This window comes from Bradyrhizobium sp. CCBAU 51627 (assembly GCF_028128765.1).
GTDB lineage: Bacteria > Pseudomonadota > Alphaproteobacteria > Rhizobiales > Xanthobacteraceae > Bradyrhizobium.
On the sequence record NZ_LBJG01000087.1, the window covers coordinates 37017 to 60187 of the forward strand.

At 64.5% G+C, this 23171-nt stretch carries 20 protein-coding genes; 9 read left to right on the plus strand and 11 right to left on the minus strand.

The features are described 5' to 3' along the window. Positions 1-66: 66 nt before the first annotated feature. The 8 genes from XH88_RS31565 to XH88_RS31600 all read right to left on the minus strand — a co-directional run bounded on the left by XH88_RS31565 (position 67) and on the right by XH88_RS31600 (position 9838). A complete protein-coding gene (locus XH88_RS31565; protein WP_271672130.1) occupies positions 67-3024 on the minus strand; it encodes a 2-oxoglutarate dehydrogenase E1 component in 2958 nt (985 codons plus the stop codon). 136 nt (positions 3025-3160) lie between these two features. Continuing rightward, on the minus strand, positions 3161-4045 hold the full coding sequence (gene sucD, locus XH88_RS31570; RefSeq protein ID WP_271672131.1) for a succinate--CoA ligase subunit alpha: 885 nt from the start codon (positions 4043-4045) through the stop codon (positions 3161-3163). 35 nt (positions 4046-4080) lie between these two features. Then, the gene (locus XH88_RS31575) at positions 4081-4560 is read right to left on the minus strand and encodes a DUF1579 family protein (RefSeq protein WP_271672132.1); all 480 of its coding nucleotides are present in this window, start codon (positions 4558-4560) and stop codon (positions 4081-4083) included. A 4-nt stretch (positions 4561-4564) separates the two neighbouring features. After that, positions 4565-5761, minus strand: a complete 1197-nt coding sequence (gene sucC / locus XH88_RS31580; protein ID WP_271672133.1) for an ADP-forming succinate--CoA ligase subunit beta — start codon at positions 5759-5761, stop codon at positions 4565-4567. Between the two features lie 194 nt (positions 5762-5955). After that, positions 5956-6924 carry a malate dehydrogenase gene (mdh, locus tag XH88_RS31585; RefSeq protein WP_271672134.1) on the minus strand — a complete coding sequence of 323 codons (969 nt, stop codon included), beginning with the start codon at positions 6922-6924 and terminating at the stop codon, positions 5956-5958. Between the two features lie 253 nt (positions 6925-7177). Then, the gene (zapE, locus tag XH88_RS31590; RefSeq protein ID WP_271672135.1) at positions 7178-8365 is read right to left on the minus strand and encodes a cell division protein ZapE; all 1188 of its coding nucleotides are present in this window, start codon (positions 8363-8365) and stop codon (positions 7178-7180) included. 126 nt (positions 8366-8491) lie between these two features. Next, entirely contained in the window at positions 8492-9028 is a 537-nt protein-coding gene (gene thpR, locus XH88_RS31595; protein WP_128963394.1) for an RNA 2',3'-cyclic phosphodiesterase, read from the minus strand. A 174-nt stretch (positions 9029-9202) separates the two neighbouring features. After that, positions 9203-9838 carry an arylesterase gene (locus XH88_RS31600; RefSeq protein ID WP_271672136.1) on the minus strand — a complete coding sequence of 212 codons (636 nt, stop codon included), beginning with the start codon at positions 9836-9838 and terminating at the stop codon, positions 9203-9205. Positions 9839-9893: 55 nt separating this feature from the next. Here XH88_RS31600 and XH88_RS31605 point away from each other — a divergent pair, with 55 nt between their 5' ends. The 4 genes from XH88_RS31605 to XH88_RS31620 all read left to right on the plus strand — a co-directional run bounded on the left by XH88_RS31605 (position 9894) and on the right by XH88_RS31620 (position 14997). Continuing rightward, the gene (locus tag XH88_RS31605; protein ID WP_271672137.1) at positions 9894-10616 is read left to right on the plus strand and encodes an ABC transporter ATP-binding protein; all 723 of its coding nucleotides are present in this window, start codon (positions 9894-9896) and stop codon (positions 10614-10616) included. Then, the gene (locus XH88_RS31610; protein ID WP_271672138.1) at positions 10613-13183 is read left to right on the plus strand and encodes an ABC transporter permease; all 2571 of its coding nucleotides are present in this window, start codon (positions 10613-10615) and stop codon (positions 13181-13183) included. The genes XH88_RS31605 and XH88_RS31610 overlap by 4 nt, the downstream gene beginning before the upstream one ends. 283 nt (positions 13184-13466) lie before the next feature. Beyond that, positions 13467-14258 carry a Bax inhibitor-1/YccA family protein gene (locus XH88_RS31615; RefSeq protein ID WP_271672139.1) on the plus strand — a complete coding sequence of 264 codons (792 nt, stop codon included), beginning with the start codon at positions 13467-13469 and terminating at the stop codon, positions 14256-14258. A gap of 208 nt (positions 14259-14466) precedes the next feature. Next, a complete protein-coding gene (locus XH88_RS31620) occupies positions 14467-14997 on the plus strand; it encodes a GNAT family N-acetyltransferase (RefSeq protein ID WP_271672140.1) in 531 nt (176 codons plus the stop codon). 108 nt (positions 14998-15105) lie between these two features. Here XH88_RS31620 and XH88_RS31625 read toward each other — a convergent pair whose 3' ends face one another. The 3 genes from XH88_RS31625 to acnA all read right to left on the minus strand — a co-directional run bounded on the left by XH88_RS31625 (position 15106) and on the right by acnA (position 19703). Continuing rightward, complete coding sequence (locus XH88_RS31625) at positions 15106-15477, minus strand: DUF2794 domain-containing protein (protein WP_271672141.1); 372 nt, start codon at positions 15475-15477, stop codon at positions 15106-15108. 507 nt (positions 15478-15984) lie between these two features. Beyond that, a complete protein-coding gene (locus XH88_RS31630) occupies positions 15985-16761 on the minus strand; it encodes a DUF1223 domain-containing protein (RefSeq protein ID WP_271672257.1) in 777 nt (258 codons plus the stop codon). Between the two features lie 221 nt (positions 16762-16982). Beyond that, positions 16983-19703: an aconitate hydratase AcnA gene (acnA, locus tag XH88_RS31635; protein WP_271672258.1), complete on the minus strand. Its 2721-nt coding sequence runs from the start codon at positions 19701-19703 to the stop codon at positions 16983-16985. 242 nt (positions 19704-19945) lie between these two features. Between acnA and ccmA the strand changes: the two genes are divergently transcribed. The 5 genes from ccmA (at position 19946) to XH88_RS31660 (ending at position 23147) form a co-directional block, all read left to right on the plus strand. Next, entirely contained in the window at positions 19946-20548 is a 603-nt protein-coding gene (ccmA, locus tag XH88_RS31640; protein WP_271672259.1) for a heme ABC exporter ATP-binding protein CcmA, read from the plus strand. 271 nt (positions 20549-20819) lie between these two features. Then, positions 20820-21488: a heme exporter protein CcmB gene (gene ccmB / locus XH88_RS31645; RefSeq protein ID WP_106945554.1), complete on the plus strand. Its 669-nt coding sequence runs from the start codon at positions 20820-20822 to the stop codon at positions 21486-21488. Positions 21489-21577: 89 nt separating this feature from the next. Then, on the plus strand, positions 21578-22363 hold the full coding sequence (locus XH88_RS31650) for a heme ABC transporter permease (RefSeq protein WP_271672142.1): 786 nt from the start codon (positions 21578-21580) through the stop codon (positions 22361-22363). Continuing rightward, a complete protein-coding gene (gene ccmD, locus XH88_RS31655; RefSeq protein WP_271672143.1) occupies positions 22360-22545 on the plus strand; it encodes a heme exporter protein CcmD in 186 nt (61 codons plus the stop codon). Before XH88_RS31650 ends, ccmD begins: the two co-directional genes overlap by 4 nt. Continuing rightward, on the plus strand, positions 22542-23147 hold the full coding sequence (locus tag XH88_RS31660; protein WP_271672144.1) for a DsbE family thiol:disulfide interchange protein: 606 nt from the start codon (positions 22542-22544) through the stop codon (positions 23145-23147). Before ccmD ends, XH88_RS31660 begins: the two co-directional genes overlap by 4 nt. Positions 23148-23171 lie beyond the last annotated feature (24 nt).

The following is a 23171-nucleotide window of genomic DNA, read 5'->3' on the forward strand; positions in this document are numbered from 1 at the left end:
GTCATCGCCCGCCCCGGTACGCGATTGCGCACAGGGCGGGGCATGACGACGTCTTAAAAAAACTTCTCAGCTCAGTGCTTCGTCCAGGAACGCCTTCAGCTGCGCCTGATGCTTGGACATCAGACCCGTGGCGGTCGCGGCGGAAGCGGCGCGGCCGACATAACGCGGACGCCGGCTTGCGCCGTTCACCTGGTTCAGCACCCATTCCAGATAGGGCTCGATGAAGTGCCAGGCACCCATGTTGCGCGGCTCTTCCTGGCACCAGATCACTTCGGCCTTCTTGAAGCGGGACAGTTCGGCCACCAGCGCCTTCAGCGGCACCGGATAGAGCTGCTCGACGCGCATCAGGTAGATGTCGTCGATGCCGCGCTTCTCGCGCTCTTCGTAGAGGTCGTAATAGACCTTGCCGGAGCAGAGCACGATGCGGCGGATCTTCTCGTCGGGAACGAGCTTGATCGCCTCGTCCGGCAGCATCTGGGCGTCATCATAGAGGATGCGGTGGAAGGTCGTGCCCTTCGCCAGCTCTTCCAGACGCGATACCGCCCGCTTGTGACGCAGCAGCGATTTCGGCGTCATCATGATCAGGGGTTTGCGGATCTCGCGATGCAGCTGCCGGCGCAGCGCGTGGAAGTAGTTCGCCGGCGTGGTCGGATAGACCACTTGCATGTTGTCTTCCGCGCACATCTGCAGGTAACGCTCGAGGCGCGCCGAAGAGTGCTCCGGTCCCTGACCTTCATAGCCGTGCGGCAACAGGCAGACGAGACCGGACATGCGCAGCCATTTGCGCTCGCCCGAGGAGATGAACTGGTCGAACACGACCTGCGCACCATTGGCGAAGTCGCCGAACTGGGCTTCCCACAGCGTCAGCGTGTTCGGCTCGGCGAGCGAGTAGCCGTATTCGAAGCCGAGCACCGCTTCTTCCGACAGCAGCGAGTTGATGACCTCGTAATGGCCCTGCTCGTTGCCGAGATGGTTGAACGGCGTGTAGCGGCTCTCGTCCTCCTGATCGATCAGCACCGAGTGGCGCTGCGAGAAGGTGCCGCGCTCCGAATCCTGTCCGGACAGACGGACGTGGTGGTTTTCGGCAAGCAGCGTGCAGAATGCCAGCGCTTCGCCGGTCGCCCAGTCGATGCCGTTGCCGCTGTCGATCGCCTTGGCGCGGTTGTCGAGGAAACGCTGGATGGTGCGGTGGACGCGGAAACCATCCGGCACCTTGGTGATCTTGCGGCCGATGTCCTTCAGGACCGGCAGGTCGACGCCGGTCACGCCGCGGCGCGCATCCTCTTCCTGGTCGGCGATCTTGAAACCCGCCCATTTGCCGTCGAGCCAGTCGGCCTTGTTCGGCTTGTAGGAGGTGCCGGCCTCGAACTCGGCATCGAGCCGGGCGCGCCAATCGGCCTTCAGCTTGTCGACCTCCCCCTCGGTGACCACGCCTTCGGCGACCAGGCGCTTGGCGTAGAGCGTGAGGGTCGAGGGATGGGCCGCGATCCGCTTGTACATCACCGGCTGGGTGAAAGCCGGCTCGTCGCCCTCATTGTGGCCGTAGCGGCGATAGCACCACATGTCGATGACGACAGGCTTGTGGAACTTCTGCCGGAATTCGGTCGCCACCTTCGCGGCGAACACGACGGCTTCCGGATCGTCGCCGTTCACGTGGAAGATCGGCGCGTCGATCATCTTCGCCACGTCGGACGGATAGGGCGAGGAACGCGAGTAACGCGGATAGGTGGTGAAGCCGATCTGGTTGTTGACGATGAAGTGCACGGAGCCGCCGGTGCGGTAGCCCTTCAGGTCGGACAGGCCGAAGCATTCGGCAACCACGCCCTGGCCGGCGAACGCGGCATCGCCGTGCATCAGAAGCGGCATCACGGAGATGCGCATGTCAGGCGGATCGCCGTGCTGGTCCTGCTTGGCGCGGACCTTGCCGAGCACGACGGGATCGACGATCTCGAGATGCGAGGGGTTGGCGGTCAGCGACAGATGGATGCGGTTGCCGTCGAACTCGCGGTCCGAGGAGGCGCCGAGGTGATACTTGACGTCACCCGAGCCTTCGACCGCGTCGGGGTTGGCCGAGCCGCCCTTGAACTCGTGGAACAGCGCGCGGTGCGCCTTGCCCATCACCTGCGTCAGCACGTTGAGGCGGCCGCGATGCGGCATGCCCAGCACGATTTCCTTCACGCCGAGATTGCCGCCGCGCTTGATGATCTGCTCGAGCGCGGGGATCAGCGCTTCACCGCCGTCGAGGCCGAAGCGCTTGGTGCCGGTGAACTTGGTGTCGCAGAACTTCTCGAAGCCTTCGGCCTCGACCAGCTTCATCAGGATGGCGCGGCGACCTTCGCGGGTGAACGAGATCTCCTTGTCCGGCCCCTCGATGCGCTCCTGGATCCACGCCTTCTGCGCGGCATTGCTGATATGCATGAACTCGACGCCGAGCGTCTGGCAATAGGTGCGCTCGCAGATCGCGGTGATCTCGCGCAGCGTGCCGTATTCGAGCCCGAGCACGTGATCGAGGAAGATCTTGCGATCGAAATCGGCTTCGGTGAAGCCGTAGGTGCGCGGGTCGAGCTCTTCGCGGTTGCGCTGGGCTTCGATGCCGAGCGGATCGAGCTTGGCGTGGAAGTGGCCGCGCATGCGGTAGGAGCGGATCAGCATCAGCGCGCGGACGGAGTCGCGCGTCGCCTGGAGCAGGTCGGCGGAGGAGAGCGCGGCACCCTTGGCCTGTGCCTTGGCGGCGATCTTGCCGCCGACCGCCTTCTCGACTTCGGCCCAATTGCCGTCGAGCGCGGAGGTCAGGTCATCCTGCGGCGTCAGCGGCCAGTTGTCCCGCTCCCAGGAGGGGCCTTCCGCGTTCTTGCTGATGTCGGCAGGCGCGTCGTTGAGGCTCTTGAAGAACTCCTGCCACTCGGCGTCGACCGAGGAGGGGTCCTTCTGGTAGCGGGCGTAGATTTCGTCGATGTAGGTGGCGTTGGTGCCCTGCAAAAATGATGACAGGGCAAAGGCTGCGTTCGCGTCCTGGCGAGACATACTGGGTTCCTGGCGATTTCGGTTCGCGCATAACAAACGGCGCTGGCGCCGAGCTCCCCCGACAGGGCTCGACGCGACAGGCACCCTTTACCCTATTTGCTGCGAAACTTCGCCCGGAAAAGTACGAAGAAGTGAATTAATCCTTCAACTTTTCGGCAAGCGTATGGCCGAGGCGGGCGGGCGACGGGGACACTGTAATCCCAGCCGATTTCATCGCCTCAGTCTTGGAACCGGCGTCGCCCTTGCCGCCCGAGATGATCGCGCCGGCATGGCCCATGCGGCGGCCAGGAGGGGCGGTGACGCCCGCGATGAAGCCGACCATCGGCTTCTTGCGGCCACGCTTGGCCTCGTCCTTGAGGAACTGGGCGGCGTCCTCCTCGGCGGAACCGCCGATCTCGCCGATCATGATGATCGACTCGGTCCTGGGGTCGGCCAGCAGCATTTCCAGGACGTCGATGAACTCGGTGCCCTTGACCGGGTCGCCGCCGATGCCGACCGCGGTGGTCTGGCCGAGGCCTTCCTGGGAGGTCTGGAACACGGCCTCATAGGTCAGCGTGCCGGAGCGGGAGACGATGCCGACCGAGCCGGTCTTGAAGATGTTGGCCGGCATGATGCCGATCTTGCATTCGCCGGCGGTCATGACACCCGGGCAGTTCGGCCCGATCAGGCGCGACTTGGAGCCGGCGAGCGAGCGCTTCACGCGGACCATGTCGATCACGGGAATGCCTTCGGTGATGCAGACGATCAGCGGGATCTCGGCGTCGATGGCTTCGCAGATCGCGTCCGCAGCGCCCGGCGGCGGCACGTAGATCACCGACGCATCCGCACCGGTCTTCTCACGCGCCTCGCGCACGGTGTCGAACACCGGCAGGTTCAGATGGGTCGAGCCGCCTTTGCCGGGCGAGGTGCCGCCGACCATCTTGGTGCCGTAGGCGATCGCGGCTTCGGAGTGGAAGGTGCCGTTCTTGCCGGTGAAGCCCTGGCAGATGACCTTGGTGTTCTTGTCGATCAGGATGGACATGAGGTCTGCTTTCGCGAAACTAACAGAGTGAGAGGTCAGTGGATGCGGCGGTAGACGCCGGTGAGCACGTCAGCCCAGCCTTCCGCGTCCGGCGAGAACTGGATCTTCAACGAATAAGAGTTGTCGTCGATGATCTCGTAGACGTGGCGTGCATTGCCGCGGAGCGAGCCGCGCACCAGCGTCAGGGTGTTGCCGACCCACCCGCCTGAGGCAGGCGAGGGCGGCGTGTAGCCGAGTGAATCGTACCAGAACAATTTGTAGGTCCGGTCGTCGCGGTCGAAGGTGAAGATGCCGTGGGTGGCAAAGCTCTGCTTGCCGTCGCGCATCTGGACACAGTCCTGGATCAGGTAGAACCCGTTCAGGTCCATGCGCGCGACGACATGGGAGGTCGCCGGCCCGCCTTCCGTCCAGCGGGACGGAAAGACCACCTCTTCACCATTCCATTCGCCGGCGAACGCGGCGAGACGCGCATGCTCTGCAAGTGGAGATGATGCGGCGAGATGGTCCTGGGCCATGGCCTTAGCCTCCCTTGACGGCCTTCACGATCTTCTGCGCGGCGTCGTCGAGATTGTCGGCGGGCACCACGTTCAGGCCGGATTCGCGGATGATCTTCTTGCCGAGCTCGACATTGGTGCCTTCGAGGCGGACCACCAGCGGCACGCTGAGACCGACCTCGCGCACGGCGGCGGTGACGCCTTCGGCGATCACGTCGCACTTCATGATGCCGCCGAAGATGTTGACCAGGATGCCCTTCACGTTGGGATCGGCGGTGATGATCTTGAACGCGGCCGCGACCTTCTCCTTGCTGGCGCTGCCGCCAACGTCGAGGAAGTTCGCCGGCGCCATGCCGTAGAGCTTGATGATGTCCATCGTCGCCATGGCAAGGCCGGCGCCGTTGACCATGCAGCCGATATTGCCGTCGAGCGCGACGTAGTTGAGGTCGTATTTGGACGCCTCGATTTCCTTGGCGTCTTCCTCGGTCTCGTCGCGCAGCGCGAGCACTTCGGGATGACGGAACAGCGCGTTGTCGTCGAACGACACCTTGGCGTCGAGCACGCGGAGCTGGCCCTGCTTGGTCACGACCAGCGGGTTGATCTCCAGCATCGACATGTCCTTGGCGACGAAGGCCGCGTAAAGCTGCGCGGCGAGCTTCTCGGCCTGCTTGGCGAGATCACCGGAGAGATTCAGCGCCTTCGCAACCGTGCGGCCGTGATGGCCCATGATGCCGGTGGCGGGATCGACAGAGAAGGTCACGATCTTCTCGGGGTTGTTGTGCGCGACGTCCTCGATGTTGACGCCGCCTTCTGTCGAGACGACGAAGGAGACCCGCGAGGTTTCGCGGTCGACCAGAATCGAGAGATAGAATTCCTTGTCGATGTCAGAGCCGTCCTCGATGTAGAGGCGGTTGACCTGCTTGCCGGCGGGTCCGGTCTGCACGGTCACCAGCGTGGCACCCAGCATCTGCTTGGCGAATTCGGCGACCTCAGCGGCCGACTTGGCGATGCGGACGCCGCCCTTGTCGCCGGCGGAGGCTTCCTTGAACTTGCCCTTGCCGCGACCGCCGGCATGGATCTGGCTTTTCACCACCCAGACCGGGCCCGGCAGGGCCATGGCCGCCGCATCTGCATCGGCGGCACTCAGGACCGGAACGCCCTTGGAGATTGGCACGCCGAACTCACCCAGCAGCGCTTTGGCCTGATATTCATGGATATTCATATGGTTGCTCCCTGAACCCGCGGGCGGTGACCCCTTAAGGCCCACCTCAGTCTTGTGGCTGGCATACCATATACCACAGGAACTGCAACCCGGATTCTTTGACATCGAAATGGACCAGACCCGCCCCGGTCAGCAGGGTCCGGAAATGAAACCGCCGAAGACCGGGTTTCGATCTTCGGCGGGAATTGTCGCGCTTAGCGGCCGAGAAGATCGGGTGCGATCTTCTTGCAGGCATCAACAAGGCCCTGCACGGCGCCGACCGACTTGTCGAAGGCTTCGCGGTCCTTGCCGGCGAGCTCGATCTCGACGACGCGCTCGACGCCCTTGGAGCCGATCACGACCGGCACGCCGACATACATGTCCTTCACGCTGTACTCGCCGTTCAGGTACGCGGCGCAGGGCAGCACGCGCTTCTTGTCGCGCAGATAGCTCTCGGCCATCGCGATCGCGGAAGCCGCCGGCGCGTAGAAGGCCGAGCCGGTCTTGAGCAGGTTGACGATCTCGGCGCCGCCGTTGCGGGTGCGGTCGACGATCTCGTCGAGGCGCGCCTGCGAGGTCCAGCCCATCTTGACGAGGTCGGGCAGCGGGATGCCGGCGACGGTGGAGTACTTCACCAGCGGCACCATGGTGTCGCCGTGACCGCCGAGCACGAAGGCGGTGACGTCCTCAACGGAGACGTTGAATTCGTCGGCCAGGAAGTAGCGGAAGCGCGCGGAATCGAGCACGCCGGCCATGCCGACGACCTTCTTGTGCGGCAGGCCCGAGGCCTTCTGCAGGGCCCACACCATCGCGTCGAGCGGGTTGGTGATGCAGATGACGAAGGCATCCGGCGCGTACTTCTTGATGCCCGCCCCGACCTGCTCCATGACCTTGAGGTTGATGGAGAGGAGGTCGTCGCGGCTCATGCCGGGCTTGCGCGGCACGCCGGCGGTGACGATGCAGACCTTGGCGTTTTCGAGCGCCTCGTAGGAGTTGGCACCGCTATAGTTCGCGTCGAAGCCGTCGACCGGCGAGGACTGCGCGATATCGAGCGCCTTGCCCTGCGGCACGCCCTCGGCGATGTCGAACATCACGACGTCGCCCAATTCTTTCAGGCCGATGAGGTGAGCCAGCGTTCCGCCGATCTGACCGGAGCCAATCAAAGCAATCTTGTCGCGCGCCATGTGAACCTGTCCTTTAGAGACGTAAGGAGGGGAAAAACTGAGAGGGTGGTTATCCCTTTCGCTTGCCCCGTTCAAGTCGGCGGATGCCCATTTGTCGGGCTTGGCGCGATAGCAGCCAGCATACCCGGTCCGTCATTCCGGGATGCGCCGACAGGCGCAGGCCCGGAATCCATCGGGCGGCGGAGTTTGTAGCGCAATGGATTCCGGGCTCGCGCTTCGCGCGCCCCGGAATGACAGCGCTGGCAAATAGGACTTAAGTCTCCACCAGCCCCTTGGTGGAGCCGCTGGCCGTGGAATCCTTGCGGCCGTGGGGCAGTGCCAGATAGGATTCCGAGCTCATCTCGATCAGGCGCGAGGCGGTCCGCTTGAACTCCATGGCCTCGTTGCCCTCGGTGGCGAGGTAGAGAGAGATCGGGTTGGCATCTGCGGACGCCATCAGCTTCACGGCATTGTCATAGAACGTGTCGATCAGCGTGATGAAGCGCTTGGCGGCGTTGCGTTGGGAGAAGTCCATCACTGGAATATGGTCGACCAGGATGGTGTGATAGTCGTGCGCCAGCCTGAGGTAGTCGGATGCACCGAGCGGCTTCTCGCAGAGATCCGCGAACGAAAACCGCGCCACGCCATGGGCCGCGCACGGCACGTGCAGGGTGCGGCCCTTGATCTGGATGTCGTGCGACTTGCACTTCGCATTGCCGGTCATCCTCTTCCAGGCGCGGTCGAGCGCGGCGTCGGCATCGCCATCCGCCGGCGTCAGCCACATCGGCACACCCTGCAGCTTTTCCAGCCGGAAGTCGGTGCGCGCATCGAGGCGCGAGACGTCCATGTGCTCGGTGATCTGCTTGATGAAAGGCAGGAACAGCGCGCGATTCAAACCGCCCTTGTAGAGATCGTCGGGCGCGACGTTGGAGGTCGCGACCACGACGGTGCCGAGCTCGAACAATTTTGCGAACAGGCGTCCCAGGATCATCGCGTCCGCAATGTCGGTGACGTGGAATTCGTCGAAGCAGAGCAGCCAGCTTTCCTCGAAGATCGCATTCGCCGTCAGCGCGATGACGTCTCCGTCGGGGATCTGTCCGCGCGCGATGCTCTGGCGATAGTCGTAGATGCGCTCGTGCACGTCAGCCATGAATTCGTGGAAATGCGCGCGGCGCTTGTGCTCGACATTCGAGTGCTGGAAGAACAGGTCCATCAGCATCGTCTTGCCGCGGCCAACCTCGCCATGGATGTAGAGCCCGTGCGGCACCTCATCCTTATCGCCGTTGCTGAACAGGCGGGCGAACAGACCCTGCTTGCGCTTGGGGCTGTAGTTCGCGAGGCGCAGATCCAGCGCCGTATAGGCTTCGGCGACTTCGGCCTGCGCGGCGTCGGGCTCGATCGCGCCGGAGGCGATCTCGGCCTGGTATGCATCGCTGAAGGAGGAATTCGGGGTGGAGAGCATCGCCCTTTACCGCCAGAGACCGGCGGAAATTGCAAGCCGTCAATTGGTGGACGGGGTATGCGCTTTCGTGTCCCGGACGCGCAGCAGCGCACGACTTTGCGGCGCACTGCGTCCGGGGCACGAGACCTATTCACACAGCTCGTAGGCGTCCTCGACTACGTACGGGCCGCCGCCGGTCGATGCGCGCGAGGAGAACAGCACGAAGCGCTCCGCCGTGAACGCCTTGCTCGGGAAGTAGCCGCGGATCGAGAGATAGTCGGCGACGTCGCGGTCGGAGGCATCGTGCAGGCGGGCCAGCGTGACGTGCGGGATATATTTGCGCCCCTCCGGATCGAGGCCGATCCGCTGCATCATGCGTTCGAGCTCGGCCTGCAATTCCATCAGCGGCTTGCTTGGCGCAATCGTCGCAACGACCGCCCTCGGCTTGCGGCCGCCAAAACTCGTCAGCCCCTGCACTTTCACCTCGAACGGCTTGCGATCGACGCGAAACAGCATCGATGCGATCTCGTTGGCGGAGGCGCCGTCGATATCGCCGATGAAGCGTAATGTGACGTGATAATTTTCGGGGTCGATCCACCGGGCGCCGGGAAGGCCGCCCCGCAAGTTGGAAAGCGACTGGCCGATCTCGGCCGGAATTTCCAGACCAGTGAACAAACGCGGCATCGTTTCGCACTCCCGATGCTTGGGTACGGCCCCACGAAGCAGAACCATATCCAAATTAGAGCCGGCGACGAATCACCGGTACCCTGATTCCTATCGCAGTTGTGTGACTCTGCGAAGCATCGCGCGTCTCACCCCGGGAAAACCCTGGGAATTAGGGCTGGCGTTGCCTGTTTTTCAACGCCGATGCTCGTTGATGGTGCCAAGGAATGCCTCCACGGTGGGCAGCATCCTGCCAACGACGATGTCGACGCCTTCAGCCGTCGGATGAATGCCGTCGGTCTGGTTGAGCTTGGCATCGGCCGCGACACCGTCGAGGAAGAACGGATAGAGCGGCACGTCGAACTGCTTCGCCAAATCAGGATAAATCGAATTGAAGCGCGCGCCATAGTCGGCGCCGAAATTCGGCGGCGCCAGCATGCCACACAGCATCACGGCGATCTTGCGCGCCTTGAGACGCCGAACGATGTCGGTCAACGCCACCCGCGTCAAGTCGGGGTCGATGCCGCGCATCGCGTCGTTGGCGCCAAGCTCGACGATGACGGCATCAGTTCCATCGGGCACCGACCAGTCGAGCCGGTCGCGGCCGCCGGAGGAGGTGTCCCCCGACACACCGGCGTTGGTCATCTCGACCTCTATGCCTTTGGCCTGCAAAGCTTTTTGAAGCTTCGCCGGGAACGCATCCTGGGCCGGAAGGCCGAGACCGGCGCTCAGGGAATCGCCGAGAACGACAAGCTTGATCGGTTTTGTCGTTTCCGCCCCAGCCGGATGGGCGAGCGTCATCAAAGCGAGCATCAACACGGCTATGTGCATGAACAATCCGTAACGCCTCTCGACCGCGCGTGCGGAGTTGCCATATGACCGGACCATGGACAGTCGCATCGAACCCTCTTCCCTCGCCGGCACGACGCCGGACACCATCGCCATTTCCAATGTCAATCTCTCGCTGGGAACGGGGGCGGCACGCGTTCACATCCTCAAGGATATCAGCCTGCGCGTCGGCTCGGGCGAGACGATCGGCCTGATCGGCCCGTCAGGTTCGGGCAAATCCACGCTGCTGATGGTGATGGCGGGGCTGGAGCGCCCTGACAGTGGAGAGGTGGTGGTGTCAGGCACGCCTTTCAATGCCCTCGACGAGGATGCGCTGGCGCGCTTCCGCGGCCGCCAGGTCGGCATCGTCTTCCAGTCCTTTCACCTGATCCCGACCATGACGGCATTGGAGAACGTCGCGGTGCCGCTCGAGCTCGCCGGCAATCCCGACGCCAACAAGCGCGCGGCCGAAGAGCTGCAATCGGTCGGCCTCGGCGATCGCCTGCATCATTATCCGATGCAGCTCTCCGGCGGCGAGCAGCAGCGCGTCGCGCTCGCGCGCGCGCTGGCGCCCGATCCGGCCATCCTGGTCGCGGATGAGCCGACCGGCAATCTCGACGAGACCACGGGCAAGCAGATCGTCGACCTGCTCTTCACCAAGCACGCCGAACGCGGCATGACCTTGGTGCTGGTCACGCACGATTCCTCGCTCGCGCATCGCTGCGATCGCGTGATCCGCCTGCGCTCGGGCCGCATCGACACCCAGACGACCAAAGCATGAGCGTCGCTGCCGAACCGTTTGCGAAGCCGAACGGCATCGCGCTGTCACTCCGCTATGCCTTGCGCGAATTGCGCGGGGGCTTGCGCGGCTTCTACGTCTTCATCGCCTGCATCGCGCTCGGCGTGATGGCAATCGCCGGCGTCGGCTCGGTGTCGGCAAGCCTGAGCGACGGTCTCGCCCGCGAAGGGCGCACGCTGCTCGGCGGCGACGTCTCCTTCGTGCTGTTCCAGCGGGAAGCCAAGCCCGACGAGGTCGCCTTCCTACGCTCGCGCGGGACTGTCTCGACGGCCGCCACCTTGCGCGGCATGGCGCGCTCGGCCGAGGGCAAGCTGGCGCTGGTCGAGATGAAGGCGGTCGACGACACCTATCCGATGCTCGGACAGTTGACGCTGGCGCCGCCGCTGCCGCTGAGCGATCTGCTCGCGGAGCGCGACGGCGCCTTCGGTGCGGCCGCCGATCCGGCGCTGCTGGCGCGGCTGTCGCTCAAGATCGGCGACCGCGTCACCATTGGTTCGGCGACCTTCCAGATCCGCTCCAGCGTCGAGGCCGAGCCCGACAAGCTCGCCGGCGGCATCGGCTTTGGTCCGCGCTTTTTGATCAGCGAGACGGCCTTGCGTGCCACCGGCCTGATCCAGCCCGGCAGTCTGGTGCGCTGGGTCTATCGCATCAAACTGCCTGACACCGCCAACAGCGACCGCGCCACCGACGCCTTCATCGCCGACGCACGCAACGCCGCGCCGGAGGCCGGGTGGGAGGTCCGCAGCCGCTCCAACGCCTCGCCGCAGCTCGAGCGCAATATCGGCCGCTTCACGCAGTTCCTGACCCTGGTCGGTCTCGCTGCGCTCCTGGTCGGCGGTGTCGGTGTCGCCAACGCCGTGAAGAGCCATATCGACCGTCGGCTCGAGGTGATCGCGGCGTTCAAGGCCGTCGGCGCCACCGGGCGCGACGTGTTCGGCATTTATCTCGCGCAGGTGATCCTGCTCGCCGCGATCGGTTCGGTGATCGGGCTGGCGCTGGGCGCGGCGATGCCGTTTGCCATCGTCGGCCTGTTCGGCAAGCTGCTGCCGCTCCCGGTGGTGCCGGCCGTGCACGTCGATGAGCTCGCGCTGTCGTTCGTCTACGGCCTGCTCACCGCCCTCGCCTTCGGCCTGTGGCCGCTCGGACGCGTGCACGACGTGCCGGTCGCCGCGCTGTTCCGCGACACCATCGCCGCCGAATGGCACCGGCCGCGCGCGAGTTATCTCGTCTTCATGGGCGTCATCGTGGCCCTGCTCGTCGCCGTCGTGATCGGATTGTCCTTCGACAAGCGTATCGCTGCGGTGTTCGTGGTGTCCTCCGTCATCGTGTTCGCAGTGCTGCGCGGCGTCGCCGCCGTGCTGATGGCCATCGCGCGACACCTCCCGCGGACGCGCTTCACCATGCTGCGGCTGGCGATCGCCAACATCCACCGGCCCGGTGCGCTGACGCCCTCGGTCGTGCTCTCGCTCGGCCTCGGCCTCGCGGTGCTCGTGACCATCACCCAGATCGACGGCAATCTGCGCCGGCAGTTCCTCGCCGCGCTGCCCGATCGCGCGCCGTCGTTCTACTTCATCGACATACCGAGCACGCAGGCCGCATCGTTCGACGATTATCTGCGCCAGGTCGCACCGGGCGCGAAGGTCGAGGACGTGCCGATGCTGCGCGGCCGCATCGTCGCCGCCCGCGGCGTGCGCGCCGAGGACCTCAAACCGTCAACCGATTCCGAATGGGTGCTGCAGAGCGACCGCGGCCTCACCTACACCGGCGAGCTGCCGAAGGGCTCCAAGGTGGTCGAAGGTGAATGGTGGGGCGCGCACTATTCCGGCCCGCCGCTGGTCTCGGTGGAGAAGAAGATCGCCGACGGCCTCGGCCTCAAGCTCGGCGACGAAATCGTGGTCAACGTGCTCGGCCGCGACATCCCGGCGAAAATCGGCAATCTGCGCACCATCGACTGGCAGGGGCTCGGCATCAACTTCGTGCTGGTGTTCTCGCCCAACGCCTTCAAGGGCGCACCGCATACCCATATCGCGACGCTGACGGAGGCCGCCGGCGATGCTGCGAGCGACGGCCAGATCATCAAGCAGGTGGCCGACGCCTATCCGATGGTGACGAGCGTGCGCGTGCGGGAGGTGATGGAGACGGTCGGATCGGTCGTGACCAACCTCGCCCTCGCCATTCGCGGCGCCAGCGCCGTGACCCTGATCTCGGCCATCCTTGTGCTGGGCGGCGCGCTCGCGGCCGGCCATCGCCACCGGGTCTATGATGCGGTGATCCTGAAGACGCTCGGCGCCACGCGGCTGCGGCTGCTCGGTGCCTATGCGCTCGAATACCTGCTGATCGGGCTTGCCACCGCGGTGTTTGGCGTGACCGCCGGCAGCATCGCGGCCTGGATGATCGTGACGCGGCTGATGACGCTGACCTTCGTCTGGCAGGCTGCAAGCGCGGCCGGCGTGGTGGCAGCCGCGCTGGTCGTCACCGTCGGCCTCGGGCTCGCCGGCACGCTGCTGGCATTGAACAAAAAGCCCGCCACGGTGTTGCGGAATTTGTGACAAAAGGTAGCGGATTGCTGCACGGGATCGGAAACTGCACGATTCCCGCGATTAACCACGTCTGCTTGTCAGGCTGTCGTCAGGTTGGCGCGCGGAGGGCGACATTCGGCCGCGCGTGGACGGTTGCAGCGAATGTGTTAGTTTCCCACATATCGAGTGGGTTCGGAGCCCCGATTGTTAGCCAAAATTAAGTCGGCAGGCATCGGTATCCGAGATAGAGTTTGACGAACCGGCGGCATGGCGACCCCTATGCCGGACCGGACCAACCAACGGGAATTCGACCATGTCGGACCTCAACCGTAACTACGCTTCTCCCTTCGGCAGGGCCGCCGGGCGTGTTGACGCCGCGACGGTCGATGCCGGCCTGCGCGCCTATATGCTGCGCATCTACAATTATATGAGCATTGGCCTTGCCATCACCGGCCTTGCCGCGCTCGGCGTCTACATGGCCGCCGTGACCGACGTTCCGACGGCGGACGCTGTGCGCGTCGGCAAGATCTTCCTGACGCCGTTCGGCTACGCGATGTTTGTCAGCCCCCTGAAGTGGCTGTTCATGCTCGCGCCGCTCGCCATGGTGTTCGTGATCTCGGCGGGCATCAACCGCCTGGCCCCCTCGACCGCCCAGATCCTGTTCTGGGTGTTCTCGGCGCTGATGGGCGTCTCGCTGTCGTCGATCTTCCTGGTGTTCACGCATACCTCGATCGTACGGGTGTTCTTCATCACCGCGGCAACCTTCGGCGCGCTGAGCCTTTACGGCTACACCACCAAGCGTGACATGACTGCCATGGGCTCGTTCCTGTTCATGGGCCTGATCGGGATCATCATTGCGAGCCTGGTGAACCTGTTCCTGGCGAGCTCTGCGCTGCAGTTCATCGTCTCGGTGGCCGGCGTTCTGGTGTTCGCGGGCCTCACCGCCTGGGACACCCAGCGGCTGAAGAACGACTACATCTACGGCTACGCTTCGGCCGGCGGTGACATCGCGGAGCGTGCGGCCATCACCGGCGCATTGTCGCTGTACTTGAACTTCATCAACCTGTTCACGCTGCTGCTGCAGCTCCTTGGCCAGCGCGACTAAGCGCAAGACGAGAGAGAACGGACACGAGCCCCGGCCGAAAGGCCGGGGTTTTTGTTTGGCACTTGACCTCTCCTCGTCATTGCGAGTTTAAGCAATCCAGAGTCCCTCCGCAGACGCATTTCTGGATTGCTTCGCTGCGCTCGCTATGACGGGCGTGGAAGCGGCATTGGCTCTTCCAGCCGTCCTGCGAACGCACTAGTCTTGCCCCATGTCCGCACCCGAAATCAGGCCCACCACCGAGGCCGACCTTCCCGCCATCACCGCGATCTACCAGCAGGCCGTCCGCGAGGGCACCGCGACCTTCGAGCTGGAACCGCCTGATCTGACCGAGATGACGCGCCGCTATCGCGCGCTGATCGACGGTGGCTATCCCTACTTCGTCGCCCTCCTCGACGGCCGCGTCGCCGGATACGCCTATGCCGGTGCCTACCGGCCTCGTCCGGCCTATCGCTTCACTGTCGAGAACTCGATCTATCTCGATCCCGGCTTCCATCGCCGCGGCATCGGATCATTGCTGCTGGAGCGGCTGATCCGGGAATGCGAGGGGCGCGGCTTCCGCCAGATGATCGCGGTGATCGGCGATTCCGCCAATGCCGGCTCGATCGGCGTGCATAGCAGGGGCGGCTTCAAGATGATCGGCACGCATCCGAATGTCGGCCTGAAATTCGGCCGCTGGCTGGACACGGTGATGATGCAGCGCGAACTCGGCGAGGGCGCGACGACGGTGCCGGGGAAATAGGGCTCGTAGGTGGGCAAAGCGTAGCGTGCCCACCATTTGCAATGATTGAGAGAAATCGTAGGCACGGCGCTTTGCGCCTTTGCCCACCCTACGGCACCACCCGTGCCGCTACACCACCGCCAGTTTCCGGTCGATCACCAGCAGCACGCGCTCGAGCTCGTGGCCGCGGCGCAGGATCAGGCCGGTCGCCGAAATCACACTGTACATGCCCTGCTTGCGGGCGAGCCGCGGATCTTTCTCGATGCGGTAGATCGGCACTTCGGAGGCGCGGCGATAGACCGAGAACACAGCGCGGTCCTTCAGGAAATCGATGGCATAGTCGCGCCACTCGCCGTCGGCGACCATGCGGCCATAGAGATTGAGAATTCGGTGCAGCTCAAGCCGGTTGAACGTCACCCGGCTCGGTTGGGTATTTGCAGCGGCGGGGCGCGCCACTGCGCGCTGCTCGCTCGGATCGGCATCCTCCGACGTCAAACTCATGGGGCGCCTCCTCATCGCTCGGCATGACCGCCTCCGCGACGACCGTCCCCGGAGCCACGGATCATGACAATGGCATGATTGCGCCAACTGTTCCCCGCCGCAAGGGGCTCCTGAACGGCCCTGGGACCGTCTCATTACCGCCGGTCGTCGCGGATCATGACACACGCAACGGTGGAACTTCTCAGCGGCAAACCGTCACGGGATCGTTAGCAGGAATCACAGGATCGCCGCTTTTCCGCCCATCGCCTGCCGCCCTGCACTGCGAAAAGACTGGTGTGCGTTGACCCGGTCCTTTCGGTTCCGGATTCCTCAGCCCCCAGCCCCCCGGGGTCGAACAGGATCGGGTCTGTACGCGCGACAAGGAGGGCCAACGCGAGTTGGTCCTTTTTTGCTTGTGGGGGATGTTTCCCTTCACCGTCATTCCGGGTCGCGCGAAGCGCGAGCCCGGAATCCATCGATCCATTTGTTCAGCTGAGAAATGAATTGCGGAGACGATCCAGGCTCGCTTCAGTGCAGCGACGTGTACGCCGCGCCCAGCATCGCACCAGGTCTTTCGCGACTGCCGTCCTGGACATAGACCACCGCACCGTCGACGCCATCGCGCGACGTCAGATTCTCAAGCGGCACGGTCCAGCTTTCCGGATGTCCGTTCCAGTCGCCCACCTTGAGCAGATTGCGCACGACGTTGTGGTAGGTGATCTGCTGTCCGCGGTTCTCGCCGCGGCTGATCTCGATCGGCACCGCTTTCGCGATCGAGCAGATCCAAACCTCGCCATGCGAGACCGCAGGCTCCTTGCTCGCGGCCACCGATACGTTGATCTGCTTGCCTGCGAGCGACATCGTAACCGGAACGCTCATCACGCCCACGCCCTTGTCGGTCTTGCCGATCGCATTTTCGATGCCGGCACGATCGCTGCCGATGACGTGCGTGGCGCCGTTGACCACGACCTGCGGCGTATAGACCTCGCGGTCGCCGCGCATCCGTGAATAGGCGCGCTGCCGCGCCGAGAAACGCGAATCCGCCAACGTGTCCTTCCAGCCGAGATAATCCCAATAGTCGATCGGCATGCTCAGCGCGATGATCGAGGGATCCTTGGCGAGTTCGCCGATGACCTTGTCGGCGGGCGGGCAGGACGAGCAGCCCTGCGAGGTAAACAATTCGACGACGGCGCGGGGGTCTGCCTGGGCGGGACGGATGATGGCGACGATGGCACAGATACCGAGCGCTCCCGACCAGAATGCACCGGACCAGCGCGTAACGAGATTAGAAGCCATACCAGTCATGTCGAAGGTCACACATCGTCATTCGTTGCGGAGAAAGCTTATCGCCTGATGGTCACCGTAGTCTTACGGGGCGCAGCATACTTAGCCGTCCGACGCAGGATTTCTGCCGGACGAGCCCACCTGAAGCATGCCGCAAACGTGCGAAGGCGGCCTTTTTGATAGGCCGCCTTCGTTTAACCTTCTACTCACGTCGCGGTGAGCCACCGTTCACAAATTCGCGCTTAGGCCGCGAGCTTGCGCAGCACGTAGTGCAGAATACCGCCGTTCCGGTAGTAATCTAGTTCGTCCAGCGTATCGATGCGGCAAAGCAGCGAAACACGCTGCAACGAACCGTCAGCGGATACGATCTCCGCGGTCAGCTTCTGGCGCGGCTTCAGGTCGCCGACCAGGCCGCGCAGCGTGACCTTCTCGTCGCCCTTGAGGCCGAGCGACGACCAGGAGGTGCCTTCCTCGAAGGTCAGCGGCAGCACGCCCATACCGACGAGGTTGGAGCGATGGATGCGCTCGAAGCTCTGGCAGATCACGGCGCGCACGCCGAGCAGACGGGTGCCCTTCGCGGCCCAGTCGCGCGAGGAGCCGTTGCCGTATTCGGCGCCGGCGAACACGACCAGCGGCACCTGCTCCTGCTGGTACTTCATCGCGGCGTCGTAGATCGACATCTGCTCGCCGTCGGGCCAATGCTTGGTGAGACCGCCTTCCGGAATGCTGCCGTCGGCGCCCTTCAGCATGAAGTTCTTGATGCGGATGTTGGCGAAGGTGCCGCGCATCATCACCTCATGGTTGCCGCGACGCGTGCCGTACTGGTTGAAGTCGGCCGGACGCACCTGGTGCTCGCTGAGATATTTGCCCGCGGGCGAGGTGAGCTTGATCGAACCGGCCGGCGAGATGTGGTCGGTGGTGATCTTGTCGCCGAACATGGCGAGGATGCGCGCCTCGACGATGTCGGTGACCGGCTCCGGCTCCTTCTTCATGCCTTCGAAATAGGGCGGGTTCTGCACATAGGTCGAAGACATGTTCCAGCGATAGGTCTCGCTCTCGGTGGTCTTGATCTTGCGCCAGTTGGTATCGCCCTTGAACACGTCGGCATACTTCTTCTTGAAGATCGACGCGGTCACGAACTTCTTCATGAAGGTGTTGATCTCCTTCGTCGTCGGCCAGATGTCCTTCAGGTAGACCGGCTTGCCGTCCTTGCCTTCGCCGAGCGGCTCGACGGCGAGGTTCTTGGTGACGCTGCCGGCGAGCGCGTGCGCGACGACCAGCGGCGGCGAAGCCAGATAGTTCGCCTGCACATCAGGCGAGACGCGGCCTTCGAAGTTGCGATTACCTGACAGCACGGCCGCGGCAACGATGCCGTTGTCGTTGATCGACTTCGAGATCTCTTCCGGCAGCGGGCCGGAATTGCCGATGCAGGTGGTGCAGCCGAACCCGACCAGGTTGAAGCCGACCTTGTCGAGATCCTTCTGCAGACCGGAATCGGCGAGATAGCCCGCAACCACCTGGCTGCCCGGGGCGAGCGAGGTCTTCACCCACGGCTTGGCCTTCAGGCCCTTGGCAGCCGCATTGCGCGCCAGCAGGCCCGCGCCGATCAGCACGCTCGGGTTCGAGGTGTTGGTGCAGGAGGTGATGGCCGCGATCACGACGTCGCCATGGCCGATCTCGTAGTCCTTGCCCTCGACGGCAAAGCGCTTGTTGGGCTCCTCGGCCTTCTTGTACTCCGTGCCGAGCGCGAGCGAAAAACCTTCGGCGACCGACGGCAGTGCGATGCGGCCTTCGGGACGCTTCGGGCCGGCCATCGACGGCACGACGTCGGCGAGGTCGAGCGTCAGCGTCTCCGTGAACACCGGATCGGCCGACTTGGCGGTGCGGAAGAGTCCTTGCGCCTTGGCATAGGCCTGCACGAGCGCAACGCGCGGCGCCGCGCGGCCGGAGGTCTTGAGGTAGTCGATCGCGGCGGCGTCGACGGGGAAGAAGCCGCAGGTCGCGCCATATTCGGGCGCCATGTTGGCGATCGTGGCCTTGTCGGCGACGGAGAGATTGTCGAGCCCCGGACCGAAGAACTCGACGAACTTGCCGACGACGCCGAGCTTGCGCAGCATCTGCGTCACGGTGAGCACGAGGTCGGTCGCGGTGACTCCCTCCTTCATCGCACCCTTCAGCTTGAAGCCGACGACATTCGGCAGCAGCATCGACAACGGCTGGCCGAGCATGCAGGCTTCCGCCTCGATGCCGCCGACGCCCCAGCCGAGAACGGCCAGACCGTTGACCATGGTGGTGTGGGAATCGGTGCCGACGAGCGAGTCGGGATAGGCGACCTCGAACGTGCCGGTCTTCTTGCCGACCGTCATCTTCTCCTTCTTGGTCCACACCGTCTGGGAGAGATATTCGAGATTGACCTGGTGGCAGATGCCGGTGCCGGGCGGCACGACGGAGAAGTTCGAGAATGCCTTCTGGCCCCACTTCAGGAACTCATAGCGCTCCTGGTTCTGCTTGTATTCCTCGGTGACGTTCTTGGCGAACGCCTTGTTGTCGCCGAAGAAGTTCACGATCACGGAGTGGTCGATGACGAGGTCAACGGGGACCAGCGGGTTGATCTTTTCGGCATCGCCGCCGAGCTTCTGCATCGCGTTGCGCATCGCGGCGAGGTCGACGACGGCGGGCACGCCGGTGAAATCCTGCATCAGCACGCGCGCCGGACGGAAGGCGATCTCATGCTCCAGCGACTTCTTGCGCAGCCACTTCGACACCGCGACGATGTCTTCCTTCTTGACCGAGCGGCCATCCTCGTTGCGGAGCAGGTTCTCGAGCAGGACCTTCATCGAGTAGGGGAGTTTCGAAATTCCCTTCAGACCATTCTTCTCGGCCGTGGGCAGGCTGTAATAGACATAGGTCTTGGCGCCGACCTTGAGGGTCTTTTTGCATTTGAAGCTGTCGAGCGAGGTCATGTAGGAATCCCAATTGTTAGATATACCCGGCAGGGGGTATTGTAACACCGTCAGCGTATCAGGCTGGGCCGCTTGCAGGGGCAGGTTGAGTTGCTGCATCAAGTAGTTCCGGGCTTATAGAAGTTTTCTAACCGCGCCGCCACAGCCACAATCGTGCCGCAGCAATTCGCCAGCCAAAAATTCCCATGCGCTACCCCAAGTTTTCCTGAGGCCTGGCTTTGAGCTCGATAATGCAAGGCAAGATGCAGCTTTCCGGACGCGGGCTCGGTTGCGTGCGGGGCGGCCGCCAGGTGTTTTCCGGGCTCGACTTCGAGGCGAGCTCAGGCGAAGCCGTGGCCGTGGTCGGCCGCAACGGATCGGGCAAGACCTCGCTGCTGCGGCTGATCGCGGGCCTGCTCGTCCCGGCGGGCGGCACGATCGTACTGGACGGGGGCGACGCCGAGATGACGCTGCCAGAGCAGTGCCATTATCTCGGTCATCGCGACGCCCTGAAGCCGGCGCTCAGCGTTGCGGAAAACCTGTCATTCTGGGCTGATTTCCTTGGCGGCGAGCGCTCTGATGCGGCCGCGAGCCTCGCCACGGTCGGGCTCGACCACGCAACCCATCTGCCTGCGGGCTTCCTGTCGGCCGGCCAGCGCCGCCGGCTCTCGCTGGCCCGGCTGCTGACGGTCCGGCGGCCGGTCTGGCTGCTGGACGAGCCGACCAACGCGCTTGATGCCGCCGGCCAGGAGATGTTCGGGCACCTGATGCGGCAGCACCTGATCCGCGGCGGCCTGATCATCGCTGCCACCCACGCCCCGCTGGGGCTCGAAGCGCGAGAGCTAAGAATCGGGGGTGTGGCGTGAAGCGCACACACCCTCAGTTTTCCAAGCGGCTCGGCCAACCTCTCTCCGTTCCCTCCCCCCTTGTGGGGGAGGGTCAGGGAGGGGGGTGCCACACGGCAAGGCGCATCGATTCGAGCGTTCGGGAAGTGAGCGCTCTGTTGCTGGTGCATCGCCCCAAACAAACATCTTCCCCGGGGCTACCCCCCTCCCCCTCCCTCCCCCACAAGGGGGAAGGGAGCGCAGCGTGCCCGGGGCTGGCGGCGGGCGCTTACCCGACCATTGGGAGCCCCCCATGACCGCCCTCTCCGCCCTGATCCGGCGGGACATCCGGATCGCGCTCCGCGTTGGCGGCGGGGCGCTGATCGGGGTGCTGTTCTTCCTGACCGTCGTCGTTCTGATGCCGTTCGCGGTTGGACCCGACCTCGCCCTGCTCTCGCGGCTGGGGCCGGCGATTCTGTGGCTCGGCGCGCTCTTGGCGAGCCTGCTGACACTGGACCGGCTGTTCATGGCCGACCACGAGGACGGCTCGCTCGACCTCATCACCATGAGCCGGACGCCGCTGGAACTCGCCTGTGCCGCCAAGGCGCTGGCGCACTGGCTGGCGGCGGGCCTGCCGCTGATTGTTGCAACCCCGGTGCTGGGTCTGCTGCTCAACCTCGACATGGTTGCGACGGGCGCGGTGGCCCTGACGCTGCTGGCGGGCACGCCGGCCCTGACCTTCACCGGCATGATCGGCGCGGCACTGGCGGTGACGCTGCATCGCGGCGGGCTGCTGATGGCCGTGCTGGTGCTGCCGCTCTCGATTCCGGTGTTGATCTTCGGCGTTGCGGCCTCGCAGGCCGCGATCGTCGGTCCCATGACGTTCGGTGCGCCGTTCTCGATCCTGTGCGCGCTGTCGCTGGTCAGCCTCGTGATCGGCCCGTTCGCGGCGGCGGCGAGCCTGAAGCATGGACTGGACTGAAATGGGTCGGTTGCCTTGACCCCGATCAACTTTCGCTGCGCGCTTTCATGCTGATTGCGTGAGCAGCTCCCGGTGATTATCAGGATACCATGTCGCTGATCGACCTCGCCAACCCCACAAGGTTCCTCGCGCTCTCGGCGCGGGTGCTGCCGTGGCTCGCGGCTGCGACCGCGATCCTGCTTGCGGTCGGCCTCTATCTATCCGCTGTTGCGCCCGACGATTATCAGCAGGGCGCGACCGTGAAGATCATGTTCATCCACGTCCCCAATGCGTGGCTGTCGATGTTCGTCTGGGGCGTGATGAGCATGGCCTCGCTCGGCACGCTGGTTTGGCGGCATCCGCTTGCCGACGTCGCGGCCAAAGCCGCCGCACCGATCGGCGCGGCGTTCACCTTCCTGGCGCTGTTCACGGGCTCGCTGTGGGGCCGGCCGATGTGGGGCACCTATTGGGAATGGGATGCGCGGCTGACCTCGGTGCTGATCCTGTTCCTGATGTATCTCGGCCTGATGGCGCTGTGGCGCGCGGTGGAAGATCCCTCGCGCGCGGCGCGCGCAGCCGCGGTGCTGACGCTGGTCGGCGCGCTCAATCTTCCCATCATCAAATTCTCGGTCGACTGGTGGAACACGCTGCACCAGCCGGCCTCGGTGATGCGCATGGGCGGCTCCACGCTCGACAAATCGTTCCTGATTCCGCTGCTGGTGATGGCGGTCGCATTCACGCTGCTGTTCGTCACGCTCCATTTGGCTGCCATGCGCAACGAGATCCTGCGGCGCCGCGTGCGGTCGTTGCAGATGATGCAGGCGAGCCGCGTCGCGTTTTCGAGCGACATGGGGACCGGCTCGCGTCAAGAGAACGCGTCGACGGGGGCTGCATGATCATGTCACTCGGTCCCTACGCGCCCTTCATCGTGACGTCCTATGTCGCAGCAGCCATCGTGGTCGTGCTCCTGATCGGCTGGATCGTGCTCGACTATCGCAACCAGACGGAGCGTTTGCGCGAGCTCGAGCGCAGCGGCATCACCCGCCGCTCCGGCCGCAGCGCGACGGGCACACCATGAGCGATCAATCGACCTCCGCGACGCCGCCGCGCCGCACCTTCCTGATGGTGCTGCCGCTGCTCGCTTTCCTCGGACTTGCCGTGCTGTTCTGGTTCCGGCTCGGCAGCGGCGATCCCTCGCGGATTCCCTCCGCGCTGATCGGACGGCCGGCGCCGCCGACCACGCTGCCGGCGCTCGAGGGATTGCAGACCGACAGCACGCAAGTGCCGGGCCTCGATCCTGCCGCGTTCAAGGGCAAGGTCAGCCTCGTCAATGTCTGGGCCTCCTGGTGCGTGCCCTGCCATGACGAAGCGCCGCTGCTGACAGAGCTCGCCAAGGACAAGCGCTTCCAGCTCGTCGGCATCAACTACAAGGACGCGCCCGACAACGCGCGGCGCTTCCTCGGCCGCTACGGCAATCCGTTCGACCGCGTCGGCACAGATGCCAACGGCCGCGCCTCGATCGAATGGGGGGTCTATGGCGTGCCGGAGACTTTTGTCGTCGGCCGCGAAGGCACCATCGTCTACAAGCTGGTCGGCCCGATCACGCCGGAGAATCTCAAGGCCGTGCTGATGCCCGAGCTCGACAAGGCGCTCAAAGCAGGAAGCGGACCAGGAAGCTGACACCACGGCGCGGACAGGCTTCTG